The sequence below is a fragment of the Plantibacter sp. Mn2098 genome (assembly GCF_049319745.1).
GTDB lineage: Bacteria > Actinomycetota > Actinomycetes > Actinomycetales > Microbacteriaceae > Plantibacter.
Map to the genome: position 1 here is coordinate 40,169 of NZ_JBMOUH010000010.1, position 13,571 is coordinate 53,739.

13 protein-coding genes are annotated in these 13,571 nt (G+C 69.0%); 11 read left to right on the plus strand and 2 right to left on the minus strand.

Going from position 1 to position 13,571, the window contains the following annotated elements:
* Positions 1-20 precede the first annotated feature (20 nt).
* Entirely contained in the window at positions 21-500 is a 480-nt protein-coding gene (locus ACL9RL_RS15730; RefSeq protein ID WP_422781221.1) for an OsmC family protein, read from the plus strand.
* A 182-nt stretch (positions 501-682) separates the two neighbouring features.
* Here ACL9RL_RS15730 and ACL9RL_RS15735 read toward each other — a convergent pair whose 3' ends face one another.
* A complete protein-coding gene (locus ACL9RL_RS15735) occupies positions 683-1,447 on the minus strand; it encodes a lysophospholipid acyltransferase family protein (RefSeq protein WP_422781222.1) in 765 nt (254 codons plus the stop codon).
* A gap of 166 nt (positions 1,448-1,613) precedes the next feature.
* On the opposite strand from ACL9RL_RS15735, the gene ACL9RL_RS15740 reads away from it, so the two are divergent.
* The 6 genes from ACL9RL_RS15740 (at position 1,614) to ACL9RL_RS15765 (ending at position 8,212) form a co-directional block, all read left to right on the plus strand.
* The gene (locus ACL9RL_RS15740) at positions 1,614-2,633 is read left to right on the plus strand and encodes an FKBP-type peptidyl-prolyl cis-trans isomerase (RefSeq protein ID WP_422781223.1); all 1,020 of its coding nucleotides are present in this window, start codon (positions 1,614-1,616) and stop codon (positions 2,631-2,633) included.
* A gap of 114 nt (positions 2,634-2,747) precedes the next feature.
* The gene (locus ACL9RL_RS15745; RefSeq protein ID WP_422781224.1) at positions 2,748-3,839 is read left to right on the plus strand and encodes a 1-deoxy-D-xylulose-5-phosphate reductoisomerase; all 1,092 of its coding nucleotides are present in this window, start codon (positions 2,748-2,750) and stop codon (positions 3,837-3,839) included.
* Between the two features lie 123 nt (positions 3,840-3,962).
* Positions 3,963-5,294 (plus strand): M50 family metallopeptidase, encoded by a 1,332-nt coding sequence (locus tag ACL9RL_RS15750; protein ID WP_422781225.1) that lies wholly within the window; start codon positions 3,963-3,965, stop codon positions 5,292-5,294.
* 185 nt (positions 5,295-5,479) lie between these two features.
* Entirely contained in the window at positions 5,480-6,865 is a 1,386-nt protein-coding gene (locus ACL9RL_RS15755; RefSeq protein ID WP_422781226.1) for a sensor histidine kinase, read from the plus strand.
* Positions 6,862-7,524 carry a response regulator gene (locus ACL9RL_RS15760; RefSeq protein WP_422781227.1) on the plus strand — a complete coding sequence of 221 codons (663 nt, stop codon included), beginning with the start codon at positions 6,862-6,864 and terminating at the stop codon, positions 7,522-7,524. The genes ACL9RL_RS15755 and ACL9RL_RS15760 overlap by 4 nt, the downstream gene beginning before the upstream one ends.
* A gap of 166 nt (positions 7,525-7,690) precedes the next feature.
* Positions 7,691-8,212: an SHOCT domain-containing protein gene (locus ACL9RL_RS15765; protein WP_422781228.1), complete on the plus strand. Its 522-nt coding sequence runs from the start codon at positions 7,691-7,693 to the stop codon at positions 8,210-8,212.
* Positions 8,213-8,290: 78 nt separating this feature from the next.
* Here the strand turns inward: ACL9RL_RS15765 and ACL9RL_RS15770 are convergent, their stop codons facing one another.
* A complete protein-coding gene (locus tag ACL9RL_RS15770) occupies positions 8,291-9,601 on the minus strand; it encodes an acetyl-CoA C-acetyltransferase (protein ID WP_422781229.1) in 1,311 nt (436 codons plus the stop codon).
* Positions 9,602-9,661: 60 nt separating this feature from the next.
* On the opposite strand from ACL9RL_RS15770, the gene ACL9RL_RS15775 reads away from it, so the two are divergent.
* From ACL9RL_RS15775 to ACL9RL_RS15790, 4 genes are all read left to right on the plus strand, one after another.
* A complete protein-coding gene (locus ACL9RL_RS15775; RefSeq protein WP_422781230.1) occupies positions 9,662-10,498 on the plus strand; it encodes a CoA transferase subunit A in 837 nt (278 codons plus the stop codon).
* A 2-nt stretch (positions 10,499-10,500) separates the two neighbouring features.
* Positions 10,501-11,148: a CoA transferase subunit B gene (locus ACL9RL_RS15780; protein ID WP_422781231.1), complete on the plus strand. Its 648-nt coding sequence runs from the start codon at positions 10,501-10,503 to the stop codon at positions 11,146-11,148.
* 66 nt (positions 11,149-11,214) lie between these two features.
* On the plus strand, positions 11,215-12,375 hold the full coding sequence (gene ispG / locus ACL9RL_RS15785; protein ID WP_422781232.1) for a flavodoxin-dependent (E)-4-hydroxy-3-methylbut-2-enyl-diphosphate synthase: 1,161 nt from the start codon (positions 11,215-11,217) through the stop codon (positions 12,373-12,375).
* 161 nt (positions 12,376-12,536) lie between these two features.
* Positions 12,537-13,571, plus strand: a complete 1,035-nt coding sequence (locus ACL9RL_RS15790) for an AAA family ATPase (RefSeq protein WP_422781233.1) — start codon at positions 12,537-12,539, stop codon at positions 13,569-13,571.

Below are 13,571 nucleotides of genomic sequence, written 5' to 3' on the forward strand. Positions count from 1 at the left end.
GCCAGTGGAATACTGGTGGCATGGTCATCGGACGTCATGAGTACGCCGTCGGGGTCGTCTGGGACGGCAACCTCGGCACCGGAACGAGCGGATATCGCGAGTACAGCCGCGAGGTCACGGTCACGGCCCGGGGGAAGCACACGATCGAGGCGTCTGCGGACAAGCCGTTCCGCGGGGACCCGGCCAGGTGGAATCCGGAGGAGCTGCTCCTCGCGGCACTGGCCGAATGCCATCTGCTGTCCTATCTGCACGTCGCGGTCACCCTCGGGGTCGTCGTCACGGATTATGCGGACGACGCCGTCGGCCGGATGGCGGAGGACGGCCAGGGCGGTGGAGCGTTCACCGAGGTCGTGCTGCGTCCGCGGGTCACGGTGGCGTCGGCCGACATGGTCGACGCCGCGACAGCCGCGCACTCCCGGGCGAACGCGCTGTGCTTCATCGCGAACTCGGTGAACTTCCCCGTGCACCACGAACCGGTCATCGTCGTCGCCGGTTCCTGACGGGGCCTCCGGTCGCTGAGACGGGGCCTCCGGTCGCTGAGACGGAGCTTTCGGTCGCTGAGCTTGTCGAAGCGCGCCGCCACGCAGCGGACCGACGGGCCCTTCGACAAGCTCAGGGACCGGGCGTGGTCGTGCTGGGGCAGGCGGGCCGTTCGACAGGCTCAGGGACCGACGGACGCAGGCTAGAGGCGCTCTCGGCGCCAGACGGCACGCTTGATGCGCTCGACCGGGTCCGCCGACTTCGACTCGTTGTAGGCGTTCGCGAGTTCCTGCCCGGTGAGCCCGTGGATCGCCGCCATGATCTCGTCCGTCGCCTTCCGGCGGGCACGACCGGAATCGGCCGGTCCGTGATGGCTGACATCGATCGGTTCGCCGAACACGATCGTGACCGGCTTGAACTTCGGGATCTTCGAACCGACTGGCATCAGATCGGCCGTGCCGATGAGACCGACCGGGACGACCGTCGCACCCGTCGTCAACGCGAGCCACGCGACACCCGTGCGACCGCGGTAGAGCCGGCCGTCGAGCGACCTCGTCCCCTCCGGATAGATCGCGAACGCATTCCCGCCCTCGAGGATCCGGCGCCCCTGATCGAGCGCCTCCTGCGCGGCCTGGCCAACGCCCCGCTCGACACCGACGGCGCCGATCGAGGTGAAGAAGTTGCGCGAGAACCAGCCTTTGAGGCCCTTGCCGGTGAAGTAGTCGGACTTCGCGAGGAACTGGACCCGACGCGGCGCGCTGATCGGAATCGCGATGCTGTCGATGAACGACAGATGGTTGCTCGCCAGGATGACCTTGCCGCGTTTCGGCACATTCTTCCGGCCGATGATCTTCGGACGGTAGAGCAGTTTTGCCGTCGGAATCAGGATCGCGCGGCCGAAGAGGTACAGGAATCCGGGTCTCGAGGGTGCTTCCGTCGCATCCTCGGTGAGTTCCGTCTCGGCCATGTCGACGACTGTACTCGGCTTTTATGCTCCATCCGGCATACGACAGGTGTCGTTGGAGTTGCACCACAATGAAACGTGCGGCCGACATGCGGGCCGCTATCAGCAACCCACAAGCTCCATGGGTGAGACTGATCCGACACCCGAAGCATCGACCGAAAGTTCCTCTGTGCGCAAGAGCCTCTCCCTCCTGGCCGTCATTGCGTCGCTGGCTGCGTTGACCGCGTGCAGCTCGACGCCGAGCAGTTCGAGCACCTCAGCGGCCGCGACCGGCGAGTGCGCCTCGACCGAATCAGGGTCGGCGTCCAAAGCCATCTCCGTGAAGGGCGATTTCGGGGCCGTCCCGACCGTGGTCTTCAAGAAGGGCACCCTCGAAGCGACGTCCACCGAGCGCGACGTCGTCGTGAAGGGCAAGGGCACCGAGGTGAAGCCGGGCGACACGACGTTCGTCGACCTCACGATCTACAACGGTGTCACCGGTGACCTCGTTGCGCAGACGGCGTACGGCACGAGCCCGGCGGAAGCCATCGTGATCGACGACCAGAAGTGGATGAAGGGGCTCGTCCGCACACTCGAGTGCGTCGATGTCGGCTCGCGCGTCGTCTCCGTCGTACCGTCCTCGGAGGCGTACGGCAGCGCCGGTGCGTCCAACGGAGCGGTCAAGGCCGATCAGCCCATCGTCGTGGTCGCCGACATCCTCGGCACGGTCCGCAGCGACGCCAAGGCCGACGGAACCCCCAAGGAGCCGACAGAAGGACTCCCCGGTGTGCAGCTCGACTCCGCCGGACGCCCGACGGTCACGATCCCCGACGCCACGGCGCCGGCATCGCTCGAGGTCTCCGTCCTCCAGGAGGGCGACGGCCCCGTCGTGACGAAGGACTCCCGCGTCATCATCAACTACCAGGGCGTCAACTGGCGCACGGGCAAGGTGTTCGACGAGAGCTGGGGCAAGGGGCCGGCCAACTTCCTGCTCTCGCAGGTCGTGCCAGGGTTCACGAGCGCCATCGCCGGTCAGCACATCGGTTCGCAGGTGCTGGCGGTCATCCCACCTGAGCTCGGGTACGGACCGAGCGGCGGATCGCCGAGCGCCGGCATCGAGGCCACGGACACGATCGTCTTCGTGATCGACATCCTCGACGCGAGCGAACCCACGGCAGCCGCGACCCCCACTCCCACCCCTGCAGGCTAGCCCGCCACCTCCATCCCGCGAGGGGTCGCGAATGGCGGGTGCTGATACCCGGAACCCGCCGTTTGCGACCCCTCGCGAGATGAACGGGAAGTCGGGGGAAGTAGGCTGGGCGACGTGAGACGTGTGATCATCCTCGGGTCGACCGGTTCCATCGGAACGCAGGCACTCGACGTCATCAGGGCCAATCCGGAGCGCTTCGAAGTCGTCGGCCTCGCTGCCGGCACCAACCGGGAGGCCGTGGAGCAACAGGCCGCGGACTTCCACGTCGACGACGTCGCGCTCGGTGCGGCGGACGCAGAACGGCTCGTCCGCAGCGTCGACGCCGACGTCGTGCTGAACGGCATCACCGGCTCCGTCGGCCTCGGACCGACCCTCGCGGCACTCGAAGCCGGACGCACGCTCGCACTCGCCAACAAGGAGTCGCTCATCGTCGGCGGCGACCTCGTGCGATCCATCGCCGCGCCTGGGCAGATCGTGCCGGTCGACTCGGAGCACTCCGCGATCGCCCAGGCCCTCCGCTCGGGTGCGGCGCAGGAGGTCCGACGGCTCGTGCTCACCGCGTCCGGCGGCCCGTTCCGCGGACGCAGCCGGGACTCGCTCGCCGACGTCACCCCGCGCGAGGCACTCGCGCACCCCACCTGGGACATGGGGCTCGTCGTCACGACGAACTCGTCGACCCTCGTCAACAAGGGCCTCGAAGTGATCGAGGCACACCTCCTCTTCGACGTGCCGTACGACCGCATCGACGTCGCGGTGCACCCGCAGTCGATCGTGCACTCGATGGTCGAGTTCGTCGACGGGTCGACGATCGCACAAGCGTCCCCGCCCGACATGCGGCTGCCGATCTCACTCGGCCTCGACTGGCCGAACCGCGTCGCAGGCGTCGGGAAACCGCTCGACTGGACGACGGCGCAGACCTGGACCTTCGAACCGCTCGACGACGAGGCGTTCCCCGCCGTCCGCCTCGCGAAGCAGGTCGGCGGATACGGACGGACGTTCCCGGCCGTGTTCAACGCGGCGAACGAGGAGGCCGTCACGGCATTCCACGCCGGCCGCATCGGCTACCTCGACATCCTCGACACCGTCCGTCGGGTCGTCGAAGCGCACGAGGCACCGGAGGGCGCGCTGACCCGCGAGGGGCTGAGCGAGGCCGAGACCTGGGCGCGCGCGAAGGCCCAGACCGTGATGGCGGCAGCCGGGAGCTGATCGCTCCGCCGGATCGTCGCCGGACCCTGCCCGCACAACGTCCGGTCGGACGCTCAGCGACCCTCCCGGCCGCGCACAGGCATCGCGCAGCCGGCCCACAGCGCCTGCCGCTATCGTGACACCGTGGAAACCGTCCTCCTGTACATCTTCGGCATCGTCATCGTGCTCATCGGCCTCGTCGTGTCGATCGGTCTGCACGAGGTCGGGCACCTCGTTCCGGCCAAGCTCTTCGGCGTCAGGGTCACGCAGTACATGATCGGCTTCGGCCGCACGCTGTGGTCCAAACGGAAGGGCGAGACGGAGTACGGCGTCAAGATGATCCCGCTCGGCGGATACATCTCGATGATCGGCATGTTCCCGCCGAAGAACGGGGAGGCGCCGCGGAACGCGAGCACGGGCTTCTTCGACACGCTCGTGCAGGACGCCCGTGAGGCGAGCGCGGAAACGATCGGTGCGGGGGACGAGGACCGGACGTTCTACCGGCTGCCCGTCTGGAAGCGCATCATCATCATGCTCGGCGGGCCAGTGATGAACCTCATCCTCGCGGTGCTGTTCATCGGCATCGCAACCGTCGGATTCGGCGTCCCCACCAACACGAGCACCCTCGCGAGCATCTCGGCGTGCGTCCAACCGTCGACGAGCACGAGGCAGACCTGCGATCCCTCCGATCCGGCCGGCCCGGCCGCCGCCGCCGGTCTGAAGCCGGGCGACACGATCACGAGCATCAACGGCACAAGCGTGTCGACGTTCGACCAGGTCTCGAAGTTCGTCCAGAGCAACCCCGGCAAGCCGCTCGCACTCGTGGTCGAGCGTTCCGGGAAGCAACTCGACCTCACGATGACGCCGCTCCTGCTCGAACGCGACGTCGTCGACAGCGCGACCGGCAAGGTCGTCACGGACAAGGACGGCAAGGCCGTCACCCACGACGTCGGCTTCGTCGGCATCACCCCGCAGGCGAGTCTTGTGCAGCAGTCGCCCGCGACCGTGCTCCCCACCGTCGGCGACACCGTCTCCCGGACCGCCGGCATCATCCTGAACCTGCCGCAGCGGCTGATCGACGTCGGCAAGGCGGCGTTCGGCTCGGGCGAGCGCGACCCGAACGGCCCCATGAGCGTCGTCGGCGTCGGCCGCATCGTCGGCGAGGTCGTCAGCCTCGACGCGATCCCGGTCGCGAGCAAGGCGGCGACGATCTTCGGGATCCTCGGATCGCTCAACGTCGCGCTGTTCGTCTTCAACCTCATCCCCTTACTGCCGCTCGATGGCGGACACGTCGCCGCCGGCATCTGGGAGGCGATCCGCCGGGGTTGGGCGAAGCTCTTCAAGCGTCGCGATCCGGGCCCCGTGGACGCCGCGAAGCTCATCCCGCTGACCTTCACCGTGGTGATCCTGCTGGGCGGGATGAGCGCATTGCTGGTGTACGCCGACATCGTGAAGCCCGTCAACCTGTTCGGGTGAGCAAGCGGCCGGTGAGCCGGGCCTGGTGAGTCGGGCTGCTGAGTCGGGCTGCTGGGCCATGCCTGGTGAGTCGGGCGGTGCGACGGCGCTGACGTGCCGTCTACTCCCGGGGGAGTACCCGCGTCGACGATGCTCCGCCGACCGGCCGACGAATCCCACGTTCGCTCCCGAGTAGCATGCAGAACATGCCGCAGACCGAGCACCACCGTTGGGCGCGTCCAGTCTGGGACGCGGCCGGCGTCGACGGCGGGCTCCCATGGGATCGCCCGAGGCGGTTCGGGCCCATGCCGCCCGCAGCACGACTGTGGTTCCCGGTCATCGTCTCGCTCCTCGTGCAGGTGCCGGCGACCGTGTTCGCGGCCGGGCGCGGCGGCGGGCCGTTCGGTGGATTCGACCATCCTGGACGCGAGCTGCACTGGATGCACCTCACGGCCATCCTGCTCTCGATCCTCGGCCCCATCGCGCTCCTCGGGGCGCGGCGGTTCCCCGGTCCGACCGTCGCCGTGGTCGCGGCCCTGTCCGGAGCGTCGATGCTCATCGGTCCGGCCGCCGGGCCCCCGGCCATCGCGCTCGCCTTCGCCGCCGCATCAGGGATCATCCGTGGAGCCAGACGATGGACGTACGTGTCGCTGTTCGTCGGGTGGGTGCTCGTGCTCGGCGTCGCGCTGCTCGTCGGGCGCGAACTGTCCGGATTGCGGGTCGGCATCACGACAGTGCTGCTCATCCTCGCCAACCTGCTCGCGGAGGGCGCGCGTGCGCAGATGGAGCGCCTCGCGGAGTACCGCAGGCGGCAGCGCGAGCGCCGCACCTCCGCCGCGCAGGAGGAACGGGTGCGCATCGCCAGAGAGCTGCACGACGTGATCGCGCACTCGCTCGCGCAGATCAACGTGCAGGCGGGAGTCGGCCTGCACCTGATGGACACGCAACCCGAGCGCGCTCGGGAAGCGCTCACGAACATCAAGGCCGCGAGCAAGTCGTCGCTCGACGAGGTGCGCGGGTTGCTCGACGTGCTGCGTTCCGACGGCGGTTCGGCCGGCGGCGGTGGCGGGCCCGGCTGGACTGGCCGGGCGGATGCGACCGGTGGTACAGCCGGTGCGCCCGATGGTGCTGACGACCCGTGGACAGGCGGGCGTGCTCCGCGCCGCCCCAGCCCGGGCGTCGGTGAGTTGCCGAGTCTCGTCGCGAGCCTCGCGTCACAGGGGATCGAGGCGACGCTCGACGTCCGGATCGGTGCGACCCCGCCGCCGTCCTCGACCCAACTGGCGCTGTATCGCATCGCCCAGGAGAGCGTGACGAACGTGATCAGGCACGCGGGAGCGCACCGGCTGGACATCGTGCTCGTGGAGGAGGGCGACCACTACCGCCTCACCGTGACCGACGACGGTCACGGTGCGCCGGCCGGCCTGGAGGAACGCGGCAACGGGTTGCTCGGGATGACCGAACGGGCGGAGCTGCTCGGTGGAACGCTCGAAGCGGGGGCAGGGGCGTCAGGCGGGTTCGTTGTCGTCGCATCGCTGCCGGTCGCGGAGCATCCGTCCCGAGACGCCGGCGCCGGAGGAGGACAGCCGTGATCCGTGTGGTGCTGGCGGACGATCAAGGGCTCATCCGCGGTGGATTCCGGGCGCTGCTCGGATCGGAACCGGACATCGAGGTGGTGGGGGAGGCCGCGACCGGGACGGAGGCCGTCGAGGTGATCCGTCGCGAACGACCCGACGTCGCGCTGATGGACATCCGGATGCCGGACGGCGACGGGCTGTGGGCGACCGAGACGATCGTCGCCGATCCGGCGCTCGCCGGGACGCGCATCGTGGTCGTGACGACGTTCGAACTCGACGAGTACGTCGCGCAGGCCATCCGCGCCGGAGCGAGCGGTTTCCTCGTGAAGGACACGGAACCGGCCGAACTCATCCGTGCGGTGCGCGTCGTCGCGGCCGGAGACGCGCTGCTCTCCCCGGGGGTGACGAAGCGTCTGCTCGCCCGGGTGTCCGGCTCGTTGCGTGATCCGGTCGACGCCGCTGCGCTCGCCGCGTTGACCGATCGGGAGCGTGAGGTGCTCGCGCTCGTCGGACGTGGCCTCACGAACGACGAGATCGGTTCGGAACTCTACGTCAGCCCGCTCACGGCCAAGACGCACGTGTCGCGCATCATGTCGAAACTCGCCGCGCGCGATCGGGTGCAGCTCGTCGTCATCGCCTACGAGACCGGTCTGGTGGCGCCAGGAGGCTCCTGAGCGCCCTGTGCTCCGCCCCTCCGAGCTCCCGCCCGCGCGCGGGGTGCTCCCTGGGGAGTAGGGCGGAATCATCCATGGAGCAGATCCGCGCGCTGGCGGATCCGCGGATGCTGGAGGGACTGGATGACCGGACGCAGCAGCGTCCTCAATCGAATGGAGTCCTCCGATGTTCAGCTCAACCGTTGCCGCACTGCAACAGGCCGCAGTCGGCGCAGCGATGCACCACCCGGGCCTGCACGGGGCCATGAACCCCGGCATGCACCCGGGCATGCACGGGCCGTGGGGCGGTGGCGCGTGGTGGTTCCTGCTCATCCCGCTGTTCTGGTTCGTCGTCATCGTGGTGCTCGCCGCGATCTTCGGGCGTCGTTGGCGTCGTCGGGCGTGGGAGCACCGCGCCGCGTACGGATACGGCTACGGCCCGGGCGTCGGAGCCGGTTTCGGTCCGGGATACGGGCCTGGTCACGGCCAGGCGTACGGCCAGGGCGCGGGAGCGGCCGGTCCGTGGGGATGGGGCCAGAACCAGGCGGTCGTCGCCGCCGAGCAGACACTCGCCGAGCGATTCGCCAAGGGCGACATCGACGAGGTGGAGTACCGGGCACGGCTCGAAGTCCTGCGTGCCAACAACACCCCGCCGGCTCCACCGGCTCCACCGGCACCGCCCGCACCCCAGGTCCCGCCCGGGAAGTGAGCTGAGCGGAACCCGGCTCACCTCGCTGCTCGTGCACAGACATCGGAATTCCGACGTCGGTGCACGAGCAGTGTTGCGTCAGCGCACGAGGAGCACCGCGTCTCCCTGCCCGCCGCCGCCGCACAGCGCGACCGCAGCGCGTCCGGAACCTCGCCTCGCGAGCTCAGCAGCCGCGTGCAGCACGAGCCGTGCACCGGACGCGCCGATCGGATGCCCGATCGCGATCGCCCCGCCGTGGATGTTCACAACGTCAGATCCGACCCCGAGTTCACGGGTCGAGTGGACGGTCACGGCCGCGAACGCCTCGTTGATCTCGATGAGGTCGAGCTCCGACGCGCTCCAACCCTCACGGGCGAGCGCTGCAGCGATGGCGCGGGACGGCTGCGCGTGCAGCGAGTTGTCCGGCCCGGCCACCTGCCCTGCGCTCCTGACCTCCGCGAGCCAGCTGAGGCCGTTCGCCTCCGCGAAGGCGCGGCTCGCGAGCACGATGGCGGCAGCGCCGTCGCTCAGCGGAGACGAGTTCCCGGCCGTCACCGTGCCGTCGGCCGTGAACGCCGGCCGGAGCGCCCCGAGCGACTCCATCGTCGAATCGGCTCTGACGCCCTCATCCCGGTCGATGCGGGTCGTCCCGCGACGTCCGGTCACCTCGATCGGGACGATCTCGGCATCGAACGCGCCCTCGGCCTGCGCCGCCGCCGCACGGAGGTGGGATGCGAGCGCCGTCTCGTCCTGCACGGCCCGGTCGATGCCGAGCGGCCCGTTGTGCTGCTCGGTGCTGAGGCCCATCGACGTGTGGTCGTAGGCATCGGTGAGGCCGTCGAACGCCGCGTGGTCGAGGACCTCGCGTGAGCCGTACTTGTAGCCGGAACGCGCCCCGGGCAACAGGTGCGGGGCGTTCGTCATGGATTCCTGCCCTCCGACGAGGACCACGCCGGCTTCCCCGGAGCGGATGAGGCGTGCACCGTCGATGACCGCCTGGATGCCGGACAGGCACACCTTGTTGATCGTGACGGACGGCACGTCCCACGGCACACCGGCCGCCCGCGCCGTCTGGAGCGCTGGGTTCTGGCCGGCGCCTGCTTGGAGGACCTGCCCGATGATCACCTGATCGATCTGTTCGGGTGAGACGCCGGCGCGCTCGATGGCCGCCGTCGCAGCGAAGGCGCCGAGCTCGACGGCGCTGAACGCGGCGAGCTGGCCGAGGAGCCGGCCCTGCGGGGTTCTGGCGCCGTTCAGGATCACGACGTCGATGGCGCTGCTCGTGTGCGCACCGCCCGTTCCTGCGCCGCCCTCGTCCGTGCCGTCAATCTGCTCCGCAACCATCGATCCCACCGACCCCTTCGTCCGTTCGTCTGCATCCAGCTTCGCACGCGGCTTGACGGATCTCACCTGGCGGGAGACGGTTGGTGCACACCGGACGACGTGGTCCGGTGGCGAGGAGGAAACGGCATGAACGGTGGAATCACCATCGACAAGACCGTCGGCTCGGCTCACGAGGCCATCGCCGACATCCAGGACGGGGCATCGATCGCGGTGGGCGGCTTCGGCCTCTGCGGCAATCCGATGGCCCTCATCACGGCGCTGCTCGAGCGCGGATCAAGCGGGTTGTCCGTCGTGAGCAACAACTGCGGAGTCGACGATTGGGGGCTCGGCCTGCTGCTCGCAGCGGGGCGCATCCGGAAGATGACGTCGTCGTATGTGGGGGAGAACAAGGAGTTCGAGCGGCAGTTCCTCTCCGGGGAGCTGGAGGTGGAACTCACCCCGCAGGGCACCCTCGCGGAGAAGCTGCGCGCCGGCGGGTCCGGCATCGCGGCGTTCTTCACGCAGACGGGTGTCGGCACCCAGGTCGCGGAGGGCGGACTGCCCCGTCGCTACGACGGCGCGGGCGGGATCGCGATCGCCTCCCCGCCGAAGGAGGTGCGCAGCTTCGACGTGCGCGGGACCAGCCGGGACTTCGTCCTCGAAGAAGCCATCACGACCGATTTCGCCCTCGTCCACGCCAAGCGCGGCGACCGATTCGGGAACCTCGTGTTCGACAAGTCGGCACGGAACTTCTCACCGCTCGCGGCGATGGCCGGCGCCGTGTGCATCGCGCAGGTGGAGGAACTCGTCGAACCGGGCGAGATCGATCCGGACGCCGTACACCTGCCAGGTGTGTTCGTGCACCGCATCCTGGAGGTCGGGTCTGGCATCGAGAAACGGATCGAGCGGCGCACGGTGCGCCAGGAGCGCGAGGGCGACCCCACTCCGCCGGGCGCTTCGGCCTCGACCGGACGGGAGGGCTGATCATGGCGCTCACCCGCGAACAGATGGCCGCCCGCGCAGCAGCGGAGCTGGTCGACGGCTCCTACGTCAACCTCGGCATCGGGCTGCCGACGCTTGTGCCCAACTTCGTCCCGGACGGTGTCACGGTCGTTCTGCAATCGGAGAACGGGATCCTCGGCGTCGGCCCGTATCCGAGCGAGGACGATGTCGACCCCGACCTCATCAACGCCGGCAAGGAGACCGTGACGACCCTCCCGGGCGCCTCCTTCTTCGACTCTGCGCTCAGCTTCGCGATGATCCGCGGCGGCAAGATCGATGCTGCCATCCTCGGGGCGATGCAGGTGGGCCGGACGGGCGACCTCGCGAACTGGATGATCCCGGGCAAGATGGTGAAGGGCCCCGGCGGCGCGATGGATCTGGTGCACGGCGCAGGGCGGGTCATCGTCCTGATGGAGCACGTCGCCAGGGACGGCGGCGCGAAGATCGTGAACGCCTGCTCCCTGCCGCTCACGGGGCGCGGGGTGGTGGATCGGATCATCACGGATCTCGCCGTGATCGACGTCACACCGGCAGGTCTCGTCCTCAGGGAACTCGCGCCGGGGGTCACGCTCGACGAGGTGATCGCCGCCACCGAGCCCCCGCTCATCGTCGATCGGCGACTCGGTTCCTGACCGTTCGATCAGGCGGCTCCCAGCGGGCGGGGAGCCGCCACCCGGCCACGCGCGTAAGCTACCGGTGTGGCAGCAATCAATCTGGGTCTCCCCAAAGTTCCCGAAACACTGAGTCCGAGGCGCAAGTCCCGGCAGATCAAGGTGGGCAAGGTGCTCGTCGGCGGCGACGCACCCGTGAGCGTCCAGTCGATGACCACGACCCCCACCACGAACATCAACGCGACGCTCCAGCAGATCGCGGAGCTCACCGCCTCCGGCTGCGACATCGTGCGCATCGCCGTGCCGAGCCGTGACGACGCAGAAGCCCTGCCGATCATCGCGAAGAAGAGCCAGATCCCGGTCATCGCGGACATCCACTTCCAGCCGGCCTACGTCTATGCGGCCATCGACGCCGGGTGTGCGGCCGTCCGCGTGAACCCGGGCAACATCCGGAAGTTCGACGACCAGATCGCCGAGATCGCGAAGCGCGCCAAGGCGGCGGACGTCTCCATCCGCATCGGCGTCAACGCCGGATCGCTCGACCCGCGCCTGCTGCAGAAGTACGGCAAGGCGACGCCCGAGGCACTCGTCGAGAGCGCCGTCTGGGAGGCGAGCCTCTTCGAAGAGCACGACTTCCACGACTTCAAGATCTCCGTGAAGCACAACGACCCCATCGTGATGGTGAAGGCGTACCGCCTCCTCGCCGAGCGCGGCGACTGGCCCCTGCACCTCGGTGTGACCGAGGCAGGCCCCTCGTTCCAGGGCACGATCAAGAGCGCGACCGCGTTCGGCATCCTCCTGTCGGAGGGCATCGGCGACACCATCCGCGTGTCCCTGTCCGCTCCGCCGGCGGAAGAGGTCAAGGTCGGCTTGCAGATCCTGCAGTCCTTGAACCTCCGCGAGCGCAAGCTGGAGATCGTCTCCTGCCCGAGCTGCGGCCGCGCCCAGGTCGATGTCTACAAGCTCGCCAACGACGTCACCGACGGCCTCGAAGGCATGAGCGTCCCGCTCCGCGTCGCCGTCATGGGCTGCGTCGTGAACGGTCCGGGCGAGGCCCGCGAGGCCGACCTCGGTGTCGCATCCGGAAACGGCAAGGGCCAGATCTTTGTCAAGGGCGAGGTCATCAAGACCGTCCCGGAGAGCGAGATCGTCGCAACGCTCATCGCCGAGGCCAACCGTCTCGCGGCCGAGATGCCGGCGGACGACACCTCGACGGGCAGCCCCGTCGTCACCGTCGGCTCCAACTGACGTCACCGAGCACTCGAACGCTCCGTTCGCGCGCGGAACGAGCAGCGCCACCGGCGCTTCGTCCCCGGCCGAACGGAGCGTTCGCCGTGAGTGCCGATGATGTCGTGACACACGCATAGACTGGTGCGCACCGACCGCAGGCACCAGGGGAGACGCGCGCCGTGACGCACCACACACCGATCCACGCCGATGAGCTCGATCGGGCCCGTTCCATCCTCACCACGATCGTCGGCGCCTACGATCGCAAGGTCGTCGGCCAGCACAGTCTGCGCACGAGCCTGCTCGCCGCGCTCGTCGCAGGCGGCCATGTCCTCCTCGAGAGCGTGCCCGGGCTCGCCAAGACGACCGCGGCAGAATCGATCGCCGAGGCCGTCCACGCCTCGTTCAAGCGCATCCAGTGCACACCGGACCTGCTGCCGAGCGACATCATCGGCACCCAGATCTACGATGCCCGCACGGGCGGATTCCAGACCCAGCTCGGGCCGGTGCACGCGAACTTCGTGCTCCTCGACGAGGTCAACCGTTCGAGCGCGAAGACGCAGAGCGCCATGCTCGAGGCCATGCAGGAGCGCCAGACGTCGATCGGCGGCGTGAACTACGCCCTCCCGAAGCCGTTCTTCGTCCTCGCGACGCAGAACCCCATCGAGCAGGAGGGCACGTACCAGCTGCCCGAGGCGCAGCTGGACCGCTTCCTGCTCAAGGAGGTGCTCAGCTACCCGACGATCGGCGAGGAGGCGGAGATCGTCCGCCGAGTCAACGCCGGCGTCTACGACGAGCCGGTTGTGCCGGATGCTCCGGATGATGGATCGGCCGAGCGCCCGTCGCACCCCCACGTCACCGTCGAGGACGTGCTCTTCCTGCAGGCGCTCGCGAAGCGGGTGTACCTCGACCCGTCGATCCTCAACTACATCGTGCAGACCGTCTACGTGACGAGGCACGCACGCGACTACCTCTCGCCCCGGCTCGCGAGCTACATCGAGTACGGCGCCAGCCCGCGCGCGAGCATCGCGTTCAGCACCGTCGCCCGCTCGCTCGCGATCCTCGCCGGACGCGACCACGTCATCCCGGAGGACGTGAAGAGCTACCGGCACCAGGTCCTCCGCCATCGCATCATCCTGAACTTCGAGGCCGCAGCGGACGATGTCGGCCCGGAGACCATCATCGACGCCGTGTTCGCCGCAGTCCAAGCACCGTAG